Source organism: Streptomyces sp. NPDC002835 (genome assembly GCF_053591995.1).
Genome location: NZ_JBSFUW010000023.1, coordinates 25,724 through 44,712, shown reverse-complemented (window position 1 = coordinate 44,712; position 18,989 = coordinate 25,724). Strand labels below are relative to the sequence as shown.

18 protein-coding genes and 1 pseudogene are annotated in these 18,989 nt (G+C 68.5%); 10 read left to right on the top strand and 9 right to left on the bottom strand.

The window, feature by feature from the left end; genetic code table 11:
* Positions 1-181 precede the first annotated feature (181 nt).
* The 4 genes and pseudogenes from ACWD01_RS23480 to ACWD01_RS23465 all read left to right on the top strand — a co-directional run bounded on the left by ACWD01_RS23480 (position 182) and on the right by ACWD01_RS23465 (position 3,710).
* Complete coding sequence (locus tag ACWD01_RS23480) at positions 182-1,303, top strand: TniB family NTP-binding protein (protein WP_451164747.1); 1,122 nt, start codon at positions 182-184, stop codon at positions 1,301-1,303.
* A pseudogene (locus ACWD01_RS23475) lies at positions 1,300-1,722 on the top strand (TniQ family protein); the annotation flags it as partial. The gene ACWD01_RS23480 and the pseudogene ACWD01_RS23475, both read left to right, overlap by 4 nt.
* Before the next feature lie 129 nt (positions 1,723-1,851).
* Positions 1,852-2,529, top strand: coding sequence for a hypothetical protein (locus tag ACWD01_RS23470; RefSeq protein ID WP_451164817.1), 678 nt, complete (start codon positions 1,852-1,854; stop codon positions 2,527-2,529).
* A 2-nt stretch (positions 2,530-2,531) separates the two neighbouring features.
* Positions 2,532-3,710: a TniQ family protein gene (locus tag ACWD01_RS23465; RefSeq protein WP_451164746.1), complete on the top strand. Its 1,179-nt coding sequence runs from the start codon at positions 2,532-2,534 to the stop codon at positions 3,708-3,710.
* A gap of 134 nt (positions 3,711-3,844) precedes the next feature.
* On the opposite strand, the gene ACWD01_RS23460 is transcribed toward ACWD01_RS23465, so the two are convergent.
* The 3 genes from ACWD01_RS23460 to ACWD01_RS23450 form a co-directional block, all read right to left on the bottom strand.
* A complete protein-coding gene (locus tag ACWD01_RS23460; protein WP_451164745.1) occupies positions 3,845-4,144 on the bottom strand; it encodes a hypothetical protein in 300 nt (99 codons plus the stop codon).
* 103 nt (positions 4,145-4,247) lie between these two features.
* Positions 4,248-5,417 (bottom strand): cyclic GMP-AMP synthase DncV-like nucleotidyltransferase, encoded by a 1,170-nt coding sequence (locus ACWD01_RS23455; protein ID WP_451164744.1) that lies wholly within the window; start codon positions 5,415-5,417, stop codon positions 4,248-4,250.
* Between the two features lies 1 nt (position 5,418).
* Positions 5,419-6,366: a CBASS cGAMP-activated phospholipase gene (locus ACWD01_RS23450; RefSeq protein ID WP_451164743.1), complete on the bottom strand. Its 948-nt coding sequence runs from the start codon at positions 6,364-6,366 to the stop codon at positions 5,419-5,421.
* 151 nt (positions 6,367-6,517) lie between these two features.
* On the opposite strand from ACWD01_RS23450, the gene ACWD01_RS23445 reads away from it, so the two are divergent.
* The gene (locus ACWD01_RS23445; protein ID WP_451164742.1) at positions 6,518-7,609 is read left to right on the top strand and encodes an ImmA/IrrE family metallo-endopeptidase; all 1,092 of its coding nucleotides are present in this window, start codon (positions 6,518-6,520) and stop codon (positions 7,607-7,609) included.
* A gap of 96 nt (positions 7,610-7,705) precedes the next feature.
* On the opposite strand, the gene ACWD01_RS23440 is transcribed toward ACWD01_RS23445, so the two are convergent.
* Positions 7,706-8,893, bottom strand: a complete 1,188-nt coding sequence (locus ACWD01_RS23440) for a hypothetical protein (RefSeq protein ID WP_451164741.1) — start codon at positions 8,891-8,893, stop codon at positions 7,706-7,708.
* Positions 8,894-9,352: 459 nt separating this feature from the next.
* Positions 9,353-10,351: a hypothetical protein gene (locus ACWD01_RS23435; protein WP_451164740.1), complete on the bottom strand. Its 999-nt coding sequence runs from the start codon at positions 10,349-10,351 to the stop codon at positions 9,353-9,355.
* Between the two features lie 236 nt (positions 10,352-10,587).
* Here ACWD01_RS23435 and ACWD01_RS23430 point away from each other — a divergent pair, with 236 nt between their 5' ends.
* Positions 10,588-10,776, top strand: a complete 189-nt coding sequence (locus tag ACWD01_RS23430) for a hypothetical protein (RefSeq protein WP_451164739.1) — start codon at positions 10,588-10,590, stop codon at positions 10,774-10,776.
* An 86-nt stretch (positions 10,777-10,862) separates the two neighbouring features.
* Here the strand turns inward: ACWD01_RS23430 and ACWD01_RS23425 are convergent, their stop codons facing one another.
* Positions 10,863-11,690 carry a hypothetical protein gene (locus ACWD01_RS23425; protein ID WP_451164738.1) on the bottom strand — a complete coding sequence of 276 codons (828 nt, stop codon included), beginning with the start codon at positions 11,688-11,690 and terminating at the stop codon, positions 10,863-10,865.
* Positions 11,691-12,016: 326 nt separating this feature from the next.
* Here ACWD01_RS23425 and ACWD01_RS23420 point away from each other — a divergent pair, with 326 nt between their 5' ends.
* The 3 genes from ACWD01_RS23420 (at position 12,017) to ACWD01_RS23410 (ending at position 13,585) form a co-directional block, all read left to right on the top strand.
* Complete coding sequence (locus tag ACWD01_RS23420) at positions 12,017-12,469, top strand: helix-turn-helix domain-containing protein (protein WP_451164737.1); 453 nt, start codon at positions 12,017-12,019, stop codon at positions 12,467-12,469.
* A gap of 30 nt (positions 12,470-12,499) precedes the next feature.
* Positions 12,500-13,123 carry a hypothetical protein gene (locus ACWD01_RS23415; RefSeq protein ID WP_451164736.1) on the top strand — a complete coding sequence of 208 codons (624 nt, stop codon included), beginning with the start codon at positions 12,500-12,502 and terminating at the stop codon, positions 13,121-13,123.
* A 120-nt stretch (positions 13,124-13,243) separates the two neighbouring features.
* The gene (locus tag ACWD01_RS23410) at positions 13,244-13,585 is read left to right on the top strand and encodes a DUF2516 family protein (RefSeq protein WP_451164735.1); all 342 of its coding nucleotides are present in this window, start codon (positions 13,244-13,246) and stop codon (positions 13,583-13,585) included.
* A 120-nt stretch (positions 13,586-13,705) separates the two neighbouring features.
* Here ACWD01_RS23410 and ACWD01_RS23405 read toward each other — a convergent pair whose 3' ends face one another.
* From ACWD01_RS23405 to ACWD01_RS23395, 3 genes are all read right to left on the bottom strand, one after another.
* Positions 13,706-14,953: a PP2C family protein-serine/threonine phosphatase gene (locus ACWD01_RS23405; protein WP_451164734.1), complete on the bottom strand. Its 1,248-nt coding sequence runs from the start codon at positions 14,951-14,953 to the stop codon at positions 13,706-13,708.
* 291 nt (positions 14,954-15,244) lie between these two features.
* Complete coding sequence (locus ACWD01_RS23400) at positions 15,245-16,342, bottom strand: NlpC/P60 family protein (protein ID WP_451164733.1); 1,098 nt, start codon at positions 16,340-16,342, stop codon at positions 15,245-15,247.
* A 288-nt stretch (positions 16,343-16,630) separates the two neighbouring features.
* On the bottom strand, positions 16,631-17,416 hold the full coding sequence (locus tag ACWD01_RS23395) for a class I SAM-dependent methyltransferase (RefSeq protein WP_451164732.1): 786 nt from the start codon (positions 17,414-17,416) through the stop codon (positions 16,631-16,633).
* A 221-nt stretch (positions 17,417-17,637) separates the two neighbouring features.
* On the opposite strand from ACWD01_RS23395, the gene mshA reads away from it, so the two are divergent.
* Entirely contained in the window at positions 17,638-18,981 is a 1,344-nt protein-coding gene (mshA, locus tag ACWD01_RS23390) for a D-inositol-3-phosphate glycosyltransferase (protein ID WP_451164731.1), read from the top strand.
* Positions 18,982-18,989 lie beyond the last annotated feature (8 nt).

Below are 18,989 nucleotides of genomic sequence, written 5' to 3'. Positions count from 1 at the left end.
GATGAGCAACCTGCCCCTGGAGCCGCCGAACGCTCCCGTGCCGTTCCTACGCTTCGGCCCGAGGCCGGACCGGACCCGGTATGAGGGTTGGCAGGAGTTCCGCCGGACACGGGACCTGTTTATACCTGTTAGGAAGATCTCCTTGGCCGAGTACGGGCTTATGAGCCCGCGCAAGAAGTCCTTGCATGACCTGCACCGCGCGGCCACGCACGTCAACATGCAGATGCTGGACACCCCGATGAGTGAGGTGGTCACCACGCTGATGCGTTCGCGGATCCAGAACAACGCGATGCGTATCGGTCCGAGCACCCTGGACGGGCTGATGATCAACGGCGGTGGGTACCAGGGCAAGACGGAGACCGCCTGCCGGACCGCCGCCGAGTTCGAGGACACCTGGCGTGACCTGTTCGAGCAGTACCCCGAGTGCTACTTCGATCCAATGCCCGGCACCCGGGACCTGATCGCGCCGATCGCCTACTGCCAGACCCCGGTGAAGGCCACCCCGATCGGACTGTGCGAGGCAATTCTCGACTACTACGGCGCCCCCTACGGCAAGAACCTGCGCGGCATGATCCGCAACGCCCGCGAGTCGATCAAGGCGCACGCCACCACCGTCCTGATCATCGACGACATCACCCGCCTGAAGATGCACCGGGAGGACGACCAGGACACCCTCGACCTGATCCGCGGCCTGATGGACTTGGACGTCACACTCGTCCTCATCGGCGTGAACATTCCCCGCTCCGGCCTGCTCAGGGAGGGCTGGCACGACCCCCGCACCAACCAGTGGGTCTACGCACCACTGAAGAAGAGCAAGAGCTACAACCCCGACGCCTCCACCCAGACCGAGCGCCGCTTCGACCTGGTCACACTCGACCCCTTCGACTACAGCAGTGACGCGGGCATCGCGGCTTTCATCGACCACCTCGTCGGCGTCGAGAACCAGATTCGGCTCTTCAACGCCGGCCCCGGCACGCTGTCCCAGGGGCTGATGCCCGAGTACCTCTACCGCCGAACCCACGGCATCGTCGGTCTCCTGCGGCGCCTGATCGAGGACGGGCTGACCAGGGCCATGGAGAGCGGCTTGGAGAACCTGACCATCGACCTCCTCGACGAGATCACCATCAACCTGGGCAATATCCCCGGCAAGGACGGCGTACGCGACGCCGAAGCCGGAGAGATCCCCGACGTGGACACTGCCCCACAGCCGAAGGCGAAAGCAGCCCGGAAGACCCCGAAGGCCCGGAAGGGGCGCAACACGGTTCTCGACGACCGCGGCACACCGCCGGCGGCCGAGGCATGACCCTGCGTCCCCTGCCCCGCAGCCTCGACCCACTCGAAGACGAAACCCTTGTTGGCTTCATTCTCCGCCTCGCCCGTCACAACGGCACGACCCCGGAGCAAGTCGCAGCCCGTTTGGGGATGATGGACGGACCGGGCGAGACCCCCGGCGTCCTCTCGCCCTGGCTGCTGGTGGACATGGACAAGTCACGCCTTGCCCGGGCGGCACACGCGGCACATCTGACCGTGGCGGAGGCCGACAAGTTACTGCTAGCCCCCATGGGGCATCGATACGGTCTGGTGAGCAGGAGGTACCGGCCGTGGACGAGTCCCCGGCAGCTGGACCGCCCCAATCGATGGATCCTCGTACGGACATCCCAGTACTGCCCATCCTGCCTCGCGGGCGACGGAAGTCCGCAAGAGGCTCTGAACGGCGGTGCCTGGAGACGGTCATGGCGCCTGCCGGTGGTCTTCGCTTGCGTTCGGCACCGGCAGTTCCTCCATCGGGTCTGTCCTGCTTGCCGCACCCCTGGTCAGTTCGCCCGCGCCGGCCTGATCGCTCGCCCGGGGATGGAAGAACTCCACCCGGCCCAGTGCCGATCGCCATCCGTTCCGGGCTCGGGCGGGGGCCGCCTGTCGGTCTGCGGGGCCGACCTCTCCCGCGTCGGCCCAGCTCGTATCCCGGAGGACGCCGACTCCCTCAAGGCGCTGCTGGCCCTCCAAGGACGCCTCGACGAACTGCTGGCCACCAACGGGCCGCCGGGCGCGGGGAGTTGCGGCCGACTCGTGCCGGTCGCCCAGTACTTTGTCGACTTGCGGGTGGTGGCCACCTTGATCCTCGCCTCCTGGCCAGAGGCAAGCCGTTTCGCAGCGACACCCGCTCTGGCACAGGCGATCGAACGGGAAGCGGTGCAGCGAATGCGCGACAGCCGACGTCGCACGCGGCGGGGCGGATCGAAGACCCCATACGGGATCAACTCACTGCTCTCGCCCATGGAGTCCGCCCTGACCATGGGTGCAGTACTGGGCATCGCTGTGTATGTGCTTGAAGCCCGCGACAAGAACTGGACAGAGCGAGTGCTACGTCCGTTCTACGACGCCGCCCTCGCACTGAACCGGGACACCTTCCGGCGCCTTGCACGCCTCCCCGGCACATCCCTTGCGCTGCAGCAGGTGCTCGGAGTCGCAAAGGAGACAGCGAGCACTCTGAGCCCCGAGATCGACATCCGCGGTCCACGAAACGGCTGACCATGCGCTCCCTGCCCCGCAGCCTCGATCCGCTGCCCGACGAGACGATCACCGGATTCGTGCTGCGCCTGGCCCATCGGCTGGGCACAACCCCCGCAGAGATCCTGCTCCGCACCGGTCTGGCACCCGGCGGCAGTCCTGGTCTGCCCACCCGCCTGCCCCTGAGCTTCCAGTACCACTTGGACGACGCCCACCTCACGGTCTTTGCCCGCGCCACCCTCCTGATGCCCGCCGAGGTCGCCGACATGCTCCTCGCTCCGCTCGGGCAACGGTATGGGCCACTGAACCCCGCGTTCACGCCACGCAACACCCCAGCCCGGATGATCTACGACAACCCGTGGGTGCTGACCCGCTCCACGCGCTACTGTCCGCCCTGCCTCACCGGGAACGGCACCCTCATCCAGGACCGGCACGGCGGTCCCTGGCAACGGCTGTGGCGCCTCCCCATGATCTTCCTCTGTGTCCGACACCAACGGCTCCTCGCCCACCAGTGCCCCGGTTGCGGCGCATTCGCGCAGTCCCCCCACGCAGGCAGCGCCATCGCCCGCCTGTCGGACGATGCTCTGAACCCGTGGCAATGCCGGTCGGCTGAGGCGCGTTCGGCACCGGTCGAGCATCCCGCACATGCTTGCGGAGCCGACCTGACCCGGGAGAGTGCCCCCGCCGGGGAACTCGATTCGGCCACTATGGCCGCGCTCGTCCAAGTGCAACGACACCTTGCGGGCTTGCTCGCTGCGGGAGGCCCTGAGAGCACGACGAGCGCGGGGGCGCCGGTCCCCGTCGCCCACTACTTCGCAGATCTGCGCGCGACGGTCGCCATGATCTTCCGGACCTGGCCCGTCGCTCGCGAGCACGCCAGCACGCCCTGTCTGGCCGCCGCCCTCGATGCGGAGTACGCCTCTCGTGTCGGGGAGGCCGAGCCTCTGCTCAACACTCTGGGCAAAAAGAAGACCTCCAAGCCCTACACCGTGCCGCCCAGCGAGTGCCTGGCCACCGGTGCGGCACTCGACATCGCGGCGAAGCTGCTCGACACGCACGATCCGGGCGACGCGCGGCGTCGGTTAGCGCCGCTCGTTCAACGGCTACGAGAGGTCGACCTCGCGCTTAGCACCTGGCTTCGCCGCCCGTCTTGGATCTCGGGCTCGCTGAGGCAAGCCGTCATGGATCTCCGGCGGTCATAAAGGCTGGAGCGTGATCGCTCAGCTGGTGACGAACCAGGCAACGGTTATCGGACGTGGGAGTAGGGAGCGCAGCGGCAGAGCCATGCGGCCGTCATCTTCGTCTGGCGGAGGAGGAGATCGATGTCCTGTATGGCCTACCGGATCCGATCATCGAGTGTCGTTACTGCGTGCTCGTGGCCGCTGCCGGTCCAGCGCCCGAGAACCAGCCAAAGTTCGTAGTGCAGGAGCCACGACGACGTCCACGGCAGGATTGTGTCCGAGAGGAACATGTGCTCGCTCCACTCGCCAGGCAGATGCAGGCACAGGTCGCCGTCGGGATAGACGTGCGGGAGTGCCGTGGCGTCCGGATGCAGCGCCAGCGGCGGGTCGATGACAGTCACACGTGGCCTGCGCCGGTGACGGTAGATGATCCGTACCGTGTAGATCCTGCTCACGGGGGTCGGCTGCAGTGTAAGTGTGCAGACGAGTTCACCGCCTCGTACGGTTCCGCAGGCGCCCGGGATGGCCGCTTTGATCGCGGCCATCTGACGGCCGAGGTTAACTGCGCGGGCCGGGATGTGGGCCATAGAACGTGTTCGGCTTCCTGCGAGGGCCTGCAGCGGTCGTGGAGAGCAGCCCGGTGGCGCCCATCCGTTGACCGGTCGGGGCCTTCATGCGGGTCCCGTAGCTCGCGAAGGAGCGCATCACCGGGCCGGCTTCGAAGGACTTGATGAGCTGGGAGTAGACGACGTCCAGGCCCTTTGACTCCGACAGGGCCAGATTGTCCATGATCGTGTTGATCTCGTCGAACCAGGAGAGGAACGCCCTTCGCCGCTCAGGGTACTCATTCCACTTGTCGGTGAAGTTCTCTTCTTCGTGGGCGGGGTTGGGGACCCACCACTGGCTGTCGCGCTTTTCGATGAAGCGCGGCATGGCGGCGAGCACGTTGCGCACGGCGGTGAAGAGATCATCCTCGCCGCGGTAGGCACGGCCAGCCAGTGTGGTCAGGAGGATGGACGGCGGCCGGTTGTCGGTGTCGTCGGCGAAGAAGAGCATGCAGTGCCACTTGAGGATCTGGACGAGTCGCTGCAGGGTGCTGCGGATGTGATGTTCGGGGACTTTTGCGACGCTGGCGACGAGCCGCTTTTCAAGCAGGGCGCGGGAGAGTTCCGAGCGGGCACGGAACCAGTCCGCGTAGCCGAGGGGGTTGCTGTGCTGCCACCTGTAGAGCTTCTTGTCTGTCAGGAGGATCCCGGTGGGCGGGTGTTCCTCGTCAGGGATGGCGGGCAGGACGTCGAGGTGGAAGCCGGGGTACCCGAGGGTCCAGCAGCGGCGGCGGGATTCGAGACTTTCGGGGCCGTCGGTGTGGCCTTGGCGCTGCTTCCAACGCCGGTAGGAAATCAGTTGGTCACCGACTCGCTGCTTGAGTTCCTCTCTCGTTGTGCTGTCCCGTTGCAGCGGGAGTGTGCAGACGAGGTCGATGTCGTACTCGCCGGTCTCGGTGTTGGGGCGCACCACGGTGCCGAGGAGGAAGGACCCCTGAGAGTGGATCTCCCATCCGGGACTGCCGTTCTCGGCGAGCCAGGTTCCCACTTCTCCGTACCGCTCGATCGCGGTGTCGTGGAGGTCGGGGGCGATGTCGAGGACTTCCACAGCGCCGTCGAGCAGCATGGAAAGCATCTTTTCGGGCGAGTCGGTGTTGTTCTGCGTCTGGTGGTACGCGCTCATGTCATCCCTTGCGAGCGGAGTGGAGGGGGACGAAGGCCGGTGCGTGGTGATCGCAGAAGGTGCGGTGGAGGGCCGGGGAAACGTCGCGGCTGACGTGTCCGGCCAGTCCCGAGAGAGTTTTGGTGTCGACGTCATCCAGGGAGACGGCGCCCGTGGGGACCGTCGGGTTGAGGCGCAGCACGTTCTCCTTGCCGACGAAGTGGCGTACCTGCTTGGCCGCGCTCTCGCTCTGTGCGCGCATGAGCACCTCGACCGCATCGCCGGCCCAGGGCAGCAGGCCCCCGTGGTCGAGACGGCGATGGCGGTGGCGGACGTCGGTTGTGGTCCCGAGGCTGAATACCCGGATTGTGTCGAGCGGCACAGACAGGGGGCCCACGGCCTCGGTCAGCGCGACCATGGCCGGGTTGTTCGCCCAGACGCCGCCGTCGACCAGTCGTGCTCCGTCCAGGGGCATCCCGGGCAGGTAGGTCGGCGCGGCGGAGGTGGCCAGCGCGACGTTTACGGCTTTCTCGCGCCAGTCGCGCTTAAGGCCAGGCAGATGCGGGGTCCGGAAGAGGTAGACGTCGTCGGCGGCGATGTTGTAGGAGGTGATCACCAGGCGTTTGGTGCTCTCCCCGAAGGTCCGGCCGCCGAAGACTTCGGTCAGGGCCGCGCGCAACGGCTCCGTGCTGTACTTCGCGCGCATCAGGTGCCTCAGGCCCCGCAGGCGGCTGCGGTCCCGGAAGATGCGCGGCCCGTGCTCGGTGTAGAACTCCAGGATCTGCTGCGGGGACAGCCCAAGTCCGAGGCCCATCGCGATGATTCCACCTGTCGAGGTGCCCGCGATCAGGTCAAAGTGGTCGGCGATACGGACACCGAGATCGTCTTCGAGGCGGGCTAGCACCGCGGCGGAGAACATGCCGCGGAAGCCGCCGCCGTCGAGGGCCAGTATTTGGAAACGCTCCGTCACTCCAACCGCCCCCGCACCATGGGTTCTTCGAAGGATCCGCCTGCCAGGGCCGGATCTCCGCCATCGAGAGTAACTTAATATCACGACACGCATTTCCGTGCGGGTTTCTGCGTTCGAGTCGTAAGGTCTGTGTCGGCCACGCCCCTGGAGCGTGCGCGGCTTCCGTGTTCCGCCAAGATATGGAGACCAAGATCAGACAGGTCAGGCAAGGGGAAAGATGAGCACGCAGGCGTTCGAGCGCTCTCGGCTGCGGACCGCCCGGGAACTGGCCGGGCTGAGCCAGACGCAGCTCGCCCGCGAGAGCGGGCTCACTCCTGCCGCGATCAGCCAGTTCGAGAGCGGCGCGGCACGGCCCAGCCGGGACACGAGCGGTGTCCTGGCCGCCGTCCTTGGGGTGCCCCCGGAGTTCTTCCACGAAGCGATGGTCGAAAGCCATGAGGGCTTCTTTCGGTCACTCCGCCGGACCTCGGTGTCCGACCGCCGCCGCGCACGGGCCATCGCTCATGTCGCCCACGACCTGGCCGTCCACGCCTCGTCCGCGCACTGGTTCTGCGCCGGCGACGTGCCGACGCTCCCCGTCAGCGGACTGCAGGCCGAACGGGCCGAGATCGAGGAGACCGCGGCCCGAGTCCGGGTGATGTGGGGGCTGCCCTCAGGGCCAGTCCCCGACGTCGTGGGACTTCTTGAGATGCACGGCATCGCGGTGATCCGCCTTCCCCTCGGCAACACGGACGTCGACGCCTTCTCTCTGCCGTTTTCCGACCATCCGGTCATCGTCCTGGGCACCGACAAGAACGATCGTGCCCGCTCACGCTTCGACAGCGCGCACGAACTCGCTCACCTCGTGCTGCATGGCGAGCAGATCTGGGGTGTCAAAGAGGTCGAGACCCAGGCCCACCAGTTCGCGGCGGCCTTCCTCATGCCCGCCGAGGACATCCACGACCAGTTGCCGACCACGGTCGACTGGCCGGCCCTGTTCGCGCTCAAGCGACAGTGGCAGGTGTCCCTGGCCGCTCTACTCATGCGGGCCCGGACTCTGGGTCGCATGAGCGAAAACACCTACCTGACCGCCATCAAGGCGGCGTCAGCCCGGGGATGGCGCCGCGTTGAACCGGTCCCTCTCGGCGGGCCGGAGCAGCCGACAAGGCTCCTCGCCTACCTCGCCTCTGCCGACAGTGCCCCGGCGCGGGTCATCTTGCCGTCCCAGGTCGTGGAAAGCCTCCAGATCGCGGCCGCGGCGTGACGGCACGGCTCGTCCGCGCAAGACTCTGTACGCAGCCGCACCACGCCGTCCCCACCTGAGTGGGCGTCCGCACTTCGCGGGCTGGCGCGCCGCCCGTTACTGCGCCTTGCCGCCGTCCGTGCGTGAGGTCTCCGAGGTTCGCCTCTTGTGGCTGAGGGCTTCGGCGATCAGCTCGCGGCACACCTCGACCAGCTCATGCGGTTGGTCGCGTACACCTCCCAGACGAACGGCTCGCTCTACAACCGCCCCATCGTCCAGTGAGTTGAGCCAGATCCTGAGCGTTTCCGCCTCAGATCCTTCCGGGGAAGGAGCGAGGACTTCGACGAGACCGGCGCGGGCCACGACAGCCGAGATCCTGGACCGGGCACGCACAACAGCGGGTGTGCGGCCCGCCGTCGCTAGTTCGGCGCGCAGGTCTGCGCGCCCAACCGAAATGTCAAGCTGCGGGGGCAGAGGGTTCACCTCGTAACTTCCGGTGACAAGGATGGGGATGGCTATGGTGCGCACCCACTGCTCAACAAGCTCCAGCTCATGGGCGGCGATGACCCACACTCCGGTGTGAGGTCGCTGCAGCGAGACTGTCGGCACTACGGAGAAGGGGATGCGGGCACCAAGCGGGGCGCTGGCGAGTACGTCGCCTTGCCGTAGGGGCAGGCCGTCACCCGGCTGCGGTCGCGGCTTGAGGGGAAGCGCAACATTCAGGCTACTGCGCGGATCATCGGGGTACACGGCCCCGAGTCGGGTCGCCGCGACAGCGGGGGTACGGTGCTTGGCCAGGTTGGTGTGGACGGCCAAGAGCCGCAGCGGATGCTCGTTGGAGTCCCGGCGCTGGAAGGGCTGCAGTCGCTCAATGCGCTGCGCAAGAGGCGTGCCGTCATGAAGTGGCGGAAGCCGGCGGCGTCGGCCGTCTCGGAACCACTTGGTGAGCGCTCCGGCGTCTGTGGCGGCGGGCATCTCGACACCCCGCGCCTCTGCCTCGGTCAAGTGCCGCCCGAGGTTGGCCTCGACCTCTGCGTACAGGGTGTGTTCCAGCGCAGCCCGCAACTGGGTGAGAGCGTCAGCCACCAGCCGGGTTACCGCTTCTGGGAGAGGCGCAATCGCCTTGACCACCACATCCACCCGGTCGTCCGCTACCACCTCGGCGAATGTGATCGGTCCTCGCTCGGTGTAATCATGAGTGAGCCGCAGCACCCGGTCGATCGTGTGATCCACGTGGGCCAGCGTCGCGACCACGTGAAGCTGGTGGTCCGGCAGCCAGGAGTGGTCCGCGTCGCGAGGGCTCATGGATACGACCCTAGCGATGGGCTACCCGAGGCTACGGCCAATTACGGCTCGGACGGATTCAGTTGTAGTGAGGGTTGGCCATGACCATGGCGCCTCGAACTGTGTCACAAGGCCAGGGAGCACCGTCGCACCCAGTACACACAGGTTCAAGGCGGTTGCTCGGCACATGCGCGGCCAGCTGAGGCGCAGCCACACTGCGTGCCCACCGTTCATCGGCGGACATGCCGCGATCCGTTTCGCCAGCGAGCCGCACCGCTGCGTCGTACGCCGCAAGCTGCTCGCGGATATCACCAGTCATAGGGAGCGAGACTACCGAAGTGCCTTGTGGCAATCCGCGATGTTGTATGCCTCTGAGACTCTTTGTCGCTCTGATCTGGCGAGACACGACGGGAAGCACCCGAAAGGCGAGGGTCTCCGCGTGGCGGATCGGTCGACGGCCGCAGTTTGCGCTGTCTGCGGTCAGCTCTTCCTCTTGCGTAGTTCGTTCTGCAGGAAGGTGATCTCCTTGAGGCATCTGTTGAGGGCCTTCTCGCCGAGACCGCCGTGGACAACCTGGTAACGGTGCGGCTCGTAGCGCTCTCGCGGCGCCATTGGCTGGCTGAAGATGCTGGTCTCCTCAGACTTGGGGCGAGCGATTCGGAGGAGCCCGAAGGAGCAGAGGCGGCGACGGGCGTCCTCGTAGGCATCCCGGCGCAGACCGAACCGCTTGCGTACGTCCCCGACGAGGAAGTTCCCCTCGTCATCGTGCTTGCCGGGAAAGTGCTGGCTGAGGGCCTGGAAGATGAGCCACGTGGCGATCTCGGACGGGTGCAACACCTGGACCCAGCCGTTCAGGAAGAACGCGGCGGGCACGCGGAACGCTTTACTTCGCTCGAGCTTCGGCACGCTGTAGCGGTCCGGCGTCTGCAGCCGGCCGCGTCCACTCTCCGTCATCAGAGTGAACGCGTCATAGAGTCGATGACCGTTGTCCTTCGTCGGGATGTCCACGAGGGCCTGGTGCCGGTGGTCCCCCAGCTTCTCCATGGTGCGCAGCGCGCCATGGACCTGCCGCAGGCGCAGCGTCTCGATGCCCCTGTCCTGCTTGGTGTCACCACGCATGTACTTGCCGGTCTCGCTGTCGTAGGCCCCGTCGATGGCCACGAGGTCTGCCCAGCCGCGTCGTCCTGCGATCGGACGGCTGCCGACCCACTCCTCGCCCACGTCCAGACGGCACTGGGCCTCGAAGAGCGCCAGGAGGTAGAAGCGCATCGCGATCCCGCGGGGGTTAAGGAGCCCCGCCATGGGCGGTGGGGGCTCTTTGGTATCGAAGAATGAGTGCCGAAGCGCGATGACCTGGGGCTTCTTGCCAGCCTCCCAGAGTTCCCGCAGTGCCTGCGAGGCGGCGTCGACCTGCCCGCCCTTCTTCATCTCGTTCAGGCGGCGGTGTCGGCGCACGAGTGCGTCAAGCTCTCCGGACATCGGTTTCCCAACGTTTTGAACCCAACGTTTTGATCCGCATAAAGGTATCACTAGTTATCAGCCTAGATGCGGTTCAAAACGTTGATCGACATTCGCTGAGGGCCCTTCAGGCACCCTCAAACTGGGATCGGCAAGGCCGAAAGGTTCGGGTGTGGCGGCCAGCAGTTCGCCGGAACGCGAACGGCCCCGGGGGCAACCGGGGCCGCTACAGCTCTCACGTAGATGGGATCCACGTAGTGACAACAGTAAGGCGCAGTACGAGCAACGTCGACACCCCCAGCCCGGAGCCGCTGCCTCAGCGGTGGGGGCTGATCCTCACCGCCGCCGCCATGGCGGGGCTCGTCGGCTTCATGGCCGGCGGCCCGATAGTCGCTCTTGTCGCGGCCTCCGGGGCCGTTGGGCTGCTCCACAAGGTGATGGCGTAGCGGTCGGGCTGGCTCCAGCGTGCCGATCCGTCGATCGGCTGGTTGGGCCTATTGCCCCTAACCAGAGCGACTGGTGCTGAGGTGCGTCAGTCGCCCGGGGTGGCCACCGGCGCGATGCGCAGCAGGGCAGCCACCATGGCGATCATCGTCTCCGCCTCGGCGCGGGTGTACGTGAACGCCTTGGTGATCGCGTCCTTGTGCATCGCGCCGCTGGCCTGGTCCTCCAGCGCCGCGCGAATCCACGACCACCGCTCGTCCCGGAGGCGCTCACGAGCCTGCTTGTTGCCCGGCCAGGACCATGCGCTGATGTCCCGGATGCGTTCCAGGGCTCGGCGGGCCTCAAGGATGGCGCCGTCGACGTCGTTGTTCCCAAGGCGGCGCTGCGCGTCCAAGAGGTACTGGGTGGCTTCCTGGCGAGGCTCGTCATCGGCGGGGAAGGGGATGGACATCTCCACGGCGAGGGTGTTGCCGAGCCCTTGGAGCTGCTGGCGCCACCGGCTCTCCGCGACGTCGAGGTACAGGACGGCCGGCGGGCAGCCCGGGTACCCGGTCGCCTGAGGTAGCACGGCACGCACCTCGACCTCCAGGCGCAGATCGCCGGAGCGGTGTTCTTCCAGGGCGCGGAGCTGTGCGCTGGTGAGGACGTACCGCAGGTGTGGCCGCGTAAGCTCGCCCTGCCGGAACGGAATCGTGATCACGGACGAGCCGAGCCAGCCGCGGTGACCGTTGCCGTAGGGCGCGTACAGATCGGTCTCCAAGTGCAACACCCGTCCCGCTTCGGCGGCCGCCGGGGCCTTCACCTCCAACTGCAGGCGCAGGCTGTGTGTGCCAAGTGCCTTGAGGATCATCAGGCTGTTGTCCCGGTGTCCGATGGCTATAGACCCGATCGGTTCATCAAAGCGCAGCTCGTCCATCGCGTCGTGCCTCCTGGTGGTTCGCGTACTCTCGCCGATTCTCACTCCCGTACCTGGCCGAGGCCCCTGGTTTCCGGGGTTCATTACAAGATCCAGTGAGAGCTGGGCCGATACGGGAGGCGCGGAGCAGCTTCGGTGACATGGAAGTGCGGATTGGCCCAACCTCAATGACATTGGAGCGGATCGCCTGAGACGGGACAACGACAGCTGTCCTGCAAATACGACACCTATCGTGCTCAGGCACAGTAGGCCGGGCGAGTGTTGCGAGGAACACTTTTGCAAGCAGGTGCTTGCAAAAGTTAGCAAGCGCCGGGCATCATCGGCATATGGCATCGCTCAACGTCGGCAATCTTGGTGAGTACCTCCGCGAACAGCGGCGCACCGCGCAGCTGTCCCTGCGGCAGCTCGCCGATGCCGCCGGGGTGTCCAACCCGTATCTGAGCCAGATCGAGCGCGGGCTGCGCAAGCCGAGCGCGGAGGTCCTCCAGCAGGTCGCCAAGGCCCTGCGGATCTCCGCGGAGACGTTGTACGTGCGGGCCGGGATCCTCGACGAGCAGGAGCGGGACGAGCTGGAGACGCGTGCCGTCATCCTTGCCGACCCCTCCATCAACGAGCGGCAGAAGCAGGTGCTTCTGCAGATTTACGAGTCCTTCCGCAAGGAGAACGGGCTCGAGACCGCCGGCGTCGCGGACGCGTCGACGGGCGCCGCCCAGGACGCCGCCGCTGACGGCTCCCGCACGGCCGACGAGCCGGGCGATGCCGGACCGAAAACGAAATGAACTGATCTGCGTTCCGGGAGGACCACAGTCATGGCCATCACCGATGACCTGCGTAAGACCCTCACCGACCCGACCCCCCTCTACTTCGCCGCCGGTACCGCGGACCTCGCCGTTCAGCAGGCCAGGAAGGTGCCGGTGCTGATCGAGCAGCTCGCCGCCGAGGCGCCGGCCCGGATCGACGCCGTGCGCAACACGGACCCCAAGGCCGTGCAGGAGAAGGTGACCACGCAGGCCAAGGAGGCGCAGGCCACCATGCAGGCCAAGGTCGCCGAGGTGTTCGGTTCTTTCGACACCGACCTGAAGAAGCTCGGCGAGAACGCTCAGGACCTGGCGCTGCGCAGCGTCGGCGTGGCCGCCGAGTACGCGGTCAAGGCCCGTGAGACGTACGAGAAGGTCGCCGAGCACGGCGAGCAGACGGTGCGGTCGTGGCGCGGCGAGGCGGCGGAGGAGATCACCGAGATCGCCGTCGCCGTCGAGCCCCAGTCACCGTCGGGGTCCGCGTCGGCGAAGAGCGCGACGGCGGAGCCCGGGGCCGAGGCCGGGAGCGCGACCGCCACGGAGCCGGAGGCCGCGGAGGCCAAGAAGCCGGCCGCCCGCAGGACGACGGCGCGTAAGCCGGCCGCCAAGAAGAGCACGCCGCCGGCCGGGAAGTGAGCGGTGCGCGGACGCCGCGGTGACGCGGCGTCCGGCACGTTCATCGCGCCCGGGTGCCCCACAGAGGTACCTTGGCCGCGAGGCAGGTGACACCAACCCACTCACTAGGCGGTGCTGAGGATGCTGGCTGACAACTTCGACTTCGGACTCTGGATGATCGTCAGTCTGGTCTTCCTCGTCACGTCCGTGGCCGCGTTCGTCATGGCCGCCCTGGCCCGTGAGGACGCCTACCGGGCCGCCGACAAGAAGACCAAGCCGTTCTGGATGGTCATCCTCGGCGTCGCGGTCGCGGTGAACCTGTTCATCCCCATGCTGTTCCTGCAGATCGCGGGCCTGATCGCCTCGATCGTGTTCTTCGTCGACGTACGCCCCGCCCTGCAGCAGATCTCGGGAGGCGGCGGCAGGCGCTCCGGCGGGTCCAGCAGCGACGGCCCGTACGGCCCCTACAACGGCGGCCGCTAACCCGCACCGGACAGGGGCCGCGGCCGGTGGCCACACCGGTGGCCGTTCCGGCTCAGTGCTGAGCGCCACACCGCCCCAGCGCCGAGTCCGTTCCGGCTCAGCGCCGGGCGCCAAACCGCCTCAGCGGCGGGCACCGTTCCGGCTGAGCAGCAGCACCGCCACGTCGTCCGTCAGGTCGCCCCCGTTGAGCTCGCGCACCTCGCCGACGGCCGCCTCCAGCAGCGTCTCGCCCTCCAGGCCGGCCGCGAGCTGGCGGTCGATCATCGCGACCATGCCTTCCTGACCCAGTCGCTGCTTGGTGTCCGGTCCCTTGCGGCCCTCTATGAGCCCGTCCGTGTACATCATCAGGCTCCAGGAGCCGCCCAGCTCCACCTGTCGGCGCGGCCAGCGGGCGCGCGGCAGCAGGCCCAGTGCGGGGCCGCCGTCTTCGTAGGGGAGCAGCTGCGCCGCACGGCCGTGGCGGGCGATGAGCGGGCTGGGGTGGCCGGCCAGGCACAGTCCGGCGCGGCGCCCGTCCGGCGCGATGTCCACGGTGCAGAGGGTCGCGAAGATCTCGTCGCTCTCCCGCTCGTGCTCCAGCACCTGCTGAAGCGTGGAGAGCAGGTCGTCGCCGCACAGCCCGGCGAACGTCAGCGCACGCCACGCGATCCGCAGCTCCACGCCGAGCGCCGCTTCGTCGGGGCCGTGGCCGCAGACGTCGCCGATCATGGCGTGGACCGTGCCGTCCGGGGTGCGGACGGTGTCGTAGAAGTCGCCGCCGAGCAGCGCGCGGGAGCGTCCGGGGCGGTAGCGCGCCGCGAAGCGCAGGTCCGAGCCCTCCAGCAGGGGGGTGGGCAGCAGGCCGCGCTCCAGCCGGGCGTTCTCCTGGGCGCGCAGCCGGGACTCCGCGAGTTTCACCTGCACGCTGTCGGCCCGTTTGCGCTCCACCGCGTACCGCACGGCGCGGGTCAGCAGACGCCCGTCGAGCTCCTCGCGCACCAGGTGGTCCTGGGCGCCGAGCCGTACCGCCTCGGCCGCCAGCTCCACGTCGCCGGAACCGGTCAGCGCCAGCACGGCGTGCCGGGGCGCGAGGCGCAGGACGTGCTTGAGCGCGCCGAGGGCGTCGTCCTGCGCGCGACCGGGCAGCGCGAGGTCGACGATGACGCAGTGCACGTCGTCGGTGAGCAGCCGCTCCGCCTCGGTGAGATTCCGGGCGGTGCGGATCCGGACGCGTGTGCCGGTGTCGTCCAGCAGCTCGGGGACGTTCAGGGTGCCCGCGGGGTCGTCCTCGACGACCAGAAGCGTCAGGTCGCCGCCGGCTCCGCCGGGGGCGACGGGGGCGCTCTCCGCGACGGGGACGTTCCTCTGTCGCGGTACGGGTACGGGCATCGGTGTTGTTCCTTCCCTCCCCCCGAGGGCGGGCAGGGCGACGATCGACGTCCCTCCCCCACGAGCTTCGCCTGGGAGGTGCCCCCACGACGGGGACCATAGCGGTACGGGGCAGCAGAACGGAATGGTGATCAGCAAAGAGCCGTTGGCATATGCCGCGCATGGGGGCGTAGTTGCCGGGCGCCCCATGACGAACATCACCCGGCGCGTCCCTATTGCCCCGGTCTCCGCGTGGCGCGCGTCACGCGGGGCCGTACCGCCGTGCGGTGGAGGAGTCCTCGGTGGTCTGCGTCACTTGTCGGGGCGTACGACCCCGAGGATGGACATGGAGCCCGCGCCCGCGACGGTGACGTGCCTTCCCGGTCGCGGCGCGTGGATTATCGTGCCGTTGCCGACGTACATGCCCACGTGGCTGGCGTCCGAGTGGTAGATGATCAGGTCGCCGGGCCGCATGTTCTTGATGTCGATCCGGGGCAGCAGCCGCCACTGCTCCTGCGAGGTGCGCGGGATGCCCCGCCCCGCCGCGGCCCATGCTTCTGACGTGAGCCCCGAGCAGTCGTACGAGCCCGGGCCCTCGGCGCCCCACACGTACGGCTTGCCGAGCTGCCGCGTCGCGAACTCGACTGCCTTGCGGCCCTGTTCGCTCGCGGTGCCGCCGACGCCTTGCAGGATGCCCGAGTCCAGCCAGGCCGTCTGGGCCCGCTGCTGCGCCTGCCGCTCCAACTGCCGCAGCCGCGCCAGCTCCTGCTTCTCGAGCCGGTCCTCCAGCTTCTTGGCCGCGGCGATCTTCTCCTTGATCTCCTTCTTGGCCTTTTCCTTCTTGGTGCGGTTGCTCTCCAGCCGCTCCCACTGGGCGCTGGCGTCCTTGGTGTAGTTCGCCAGATCGGCCTGGGTCCGGGTCAGTTCGGTGATGAGGTCGTTGGTGGCCTTCTGGCCCTGCTGTATCCGGCCGACGCCGTCGAGGAAGAGCTGGGGGTCGTCGACGAGCGCCAGCTGCGCCTCCGGCGGCAGGCCGCCCCCTCGGTACTGGGCGCGGGCGGCGGCGCCCGCGCGGTTCTTCAGCTCTTTGATCCTGGCCTGCCCCTTGGCCATCTCCTGCGCCAGCTTCACGATTTCGGCCGACTGCTGCTGCGTCTGCTCCTCGGCGAGGTTGTACGCGTCGGTCGCGGACGCCGCCTGGCGGTACAGGGCGTCTATCTTCAGGCGGACTTCCTCGAGCGACGTGTTCGCCGCGGGCGGAGCGGGCGGCGCGGGCACGTTCGGCTGCGTGACGGACGCCGGGGTCGTCGGGACCGGCTCGGGGGCCGCGAAGGCCGGCCCGGGAGACGTCAGCAGCGTCAGAGCGCAGACCAGTGTGATCGCGGCAGTGGCACAGTGGCGTCGGTTCACGACTCCCCCTTCGGACGAGCGCCTGGCATCCGGCTGCTGTGCGGAGCGAGTCGGATGTGATTAACCGTCAGTAACTTCTGAGTGACGACGTGATGGTGTCATGACGCACGCAAAAGCGACAGAGTCGATCGGCAGTTCGGCACGCGCATCAGCCCACAGACCACCCGCCCCACAGCGCGCCCGCCGATCCCCTCCACTCGACTGACGAGCAACGCGCCTCGTGCGTTCCCGTGTTCGGCCGGTTCACCCGATCGTGGCACAGGCACTCTTTAACCCCGCTTGCCCCGATTATTGCGACTTCGGGGCAAGCGCCGCCCATTCCACCGTGACCTCGCCCTGCCGCCACCGTCTCCGGTTGTCCGTCACCGGCCACGCGCCTGCCAGATCCGTCACGGCCCTGATCCAGCGCTGCCGCGCGCCGAGTGAGGCGTACGGAGCGGCGGCCGCCCACGCGCGGTCGAAGTCCCGGAGGAACGCGTGCACCGGCTCGCCCGGCACATTGCGGTGGATGAGCGCCTTGGGCAGCCGCTCGGCTAGGTCGGAGGGGCGTTCGAGCGAGCCGAGCCGGGTCGCGAAGGTCACCGTCCGCGGCCCTTCCGGGCCGAGCGCCACCCACACGTGCCGCCGCCCGATCTCGTCGCACGTCCCCTCGACCAGCAGCCCGCCGGGCGCGAGCCGGTCGCACAGCCGGGCCCACACCGCGGCGACCTCGGACTCGTCGTACTGGCGCAGCACGTTGGCCGCCCTGATGAGCACCGGCCGGTCGGCCGTCGGCACCTCGAAGCCGCCGTGGTGGAAGGTGAGCCCGTCGCGCTCGTACGGCTCGGCGGCGGCGACCCGGACCGGGTCGATCTCGATGCCGACGACCCGGCACCGCGGATCCGCGGTGCGCAGTCGCCGCAGCAGCTCGACCGCGGTCCACGGGGCCGCGCCGTAACCGAGGTCGACGGCGACGGGCGCGGAGTCGGCGCGGCGCAGGGCGGGGCCGTGCGCGTGGGCGATCCAGCGGTCCATGCGGCGGAGCCGGTTGGGGTTGGTCGTCCCGCGGGTCGCGGTGCCGACGGGGCGGTTCATGGCAGCGAGGGTATGCGGTCGCACCGGCGGGTGGCCGACCCGGCCGCTCCCTCCCGGCGGCTGGACGAATGCGAGGTGCAAGGGGGGCGGCGACCGCGGACGGTAACGATTTGGCAAAGTGGGCGCAATGGGAAATGGAATGCGTCACTCCGCTGTTACGAGACCGTGCGGGACCCGCTTGCCCCGCACCTAGCCGTGCCCGCAGCGAGAGGACCGCCGCCGTGAGCCAGTACGTGTCCCGCCTCGGCAGCAGCCGGATGGCACCGCGTATCCGCTTTCCCGGCGGCCACCGCAAGCCGCGCAGGGTCGCCATGCTCAGCGTCCACACCTCGCCCCTGCACCAGCCGGGCACGGGCGACGCGGGCGGCATGAACGTGTACATCGTCGAGCTCGCCAAGCGCCTCGCCGCCATCAACGTCGAGGTCGAGATATTCACCCGGGCCACCACCGGCGGGCTGCCGCCCGTCGTGGAGCTCGCTCCGGGCGTCCTCGTACGGCACGTCGACGCCGGTCCCTACGAGGGCCTGGCCAAAGAAGACCTGCCGCCCCAGCTGTGCGCCTTCACGCACGGCGTGATGCAGGCGTGGGCCGCCCGCCGCCCCGGTCACTACGACCTCGTCCACTCGCACTACTGGCTCTCCGGCCACGTCGGCTGGCTCGCGGCCGAACGCTGGGGCGTCCCGCTCGTGCACGCCATGCACACCATGGCCAAGGTGAAGAACGCCGCGCTGGCGGAGGGCGACACCCCGGAGCCCGCCACGCGCGTGATCGGCGAGACCCAGATCGTCAACGCCGCGGACCGGCTGATCGCCAACACCGCGGAGGAGGCCGGCGAGCTCGCCCGCTTCTACGACGCCGACCCCGCGAAGGTCGCCGTCGTCCACCCGGGCGTCAATCTGGACCTCTTCCGCCCCGCGGACGGCCGCGCCGCCGCCCGGGCCCGCCTCGGGCTCCCGCAGGACGCCTTCATCCCCGTCTTCGCCGGCCGTATACAGCCGCTGAAGGCCCCCGACATCCTGCTGCACGCCGTGGCGACCCTGCTGGAACGCGACCCGTCACTGCGCAGCCGTATCTTCGTGCCCGTCGTCGGCGGCCCCAGCGGCAGCGGACTGGCCAAGCCGGAGGGTCTGCAGAAGCTGGCGGCCAGGCTCGGCATCGCGGACGTCGTCCACTTCCGGCCGCCGGTCGACCAGGAGCGGCTCGCGGACTGGTTCCGCGCCGCCTCCGTGCTGGTCATGCCCTCGTACAGCGAGTCCTTCGGCCTCGTCGCCATAGAGGCCCAGGCCGCGGGTACGCCGGTGATCGCGGCCTCCGTCGGCGGCCTCCCGGTCGCCGTCCGCGACGAGCGCACCGGCTTCCTGGTGCCCGGGCACAACCCGGCGCACTACGCGGACGTGCTCGCCTCTTTTGTGCGCGACCCCTCCCTGACGGACCGGATGGGCGAGGCCGCGGCCCAGCACGCGCAGTCGTTCGGCTGGGACACGGCGGCGTCGACGACGGCGGACGTCTACCAGGCGGCCATGTACGAGCACCGACGCCGCACCCGGGCCGCGACGCACCACTGACGTACGGC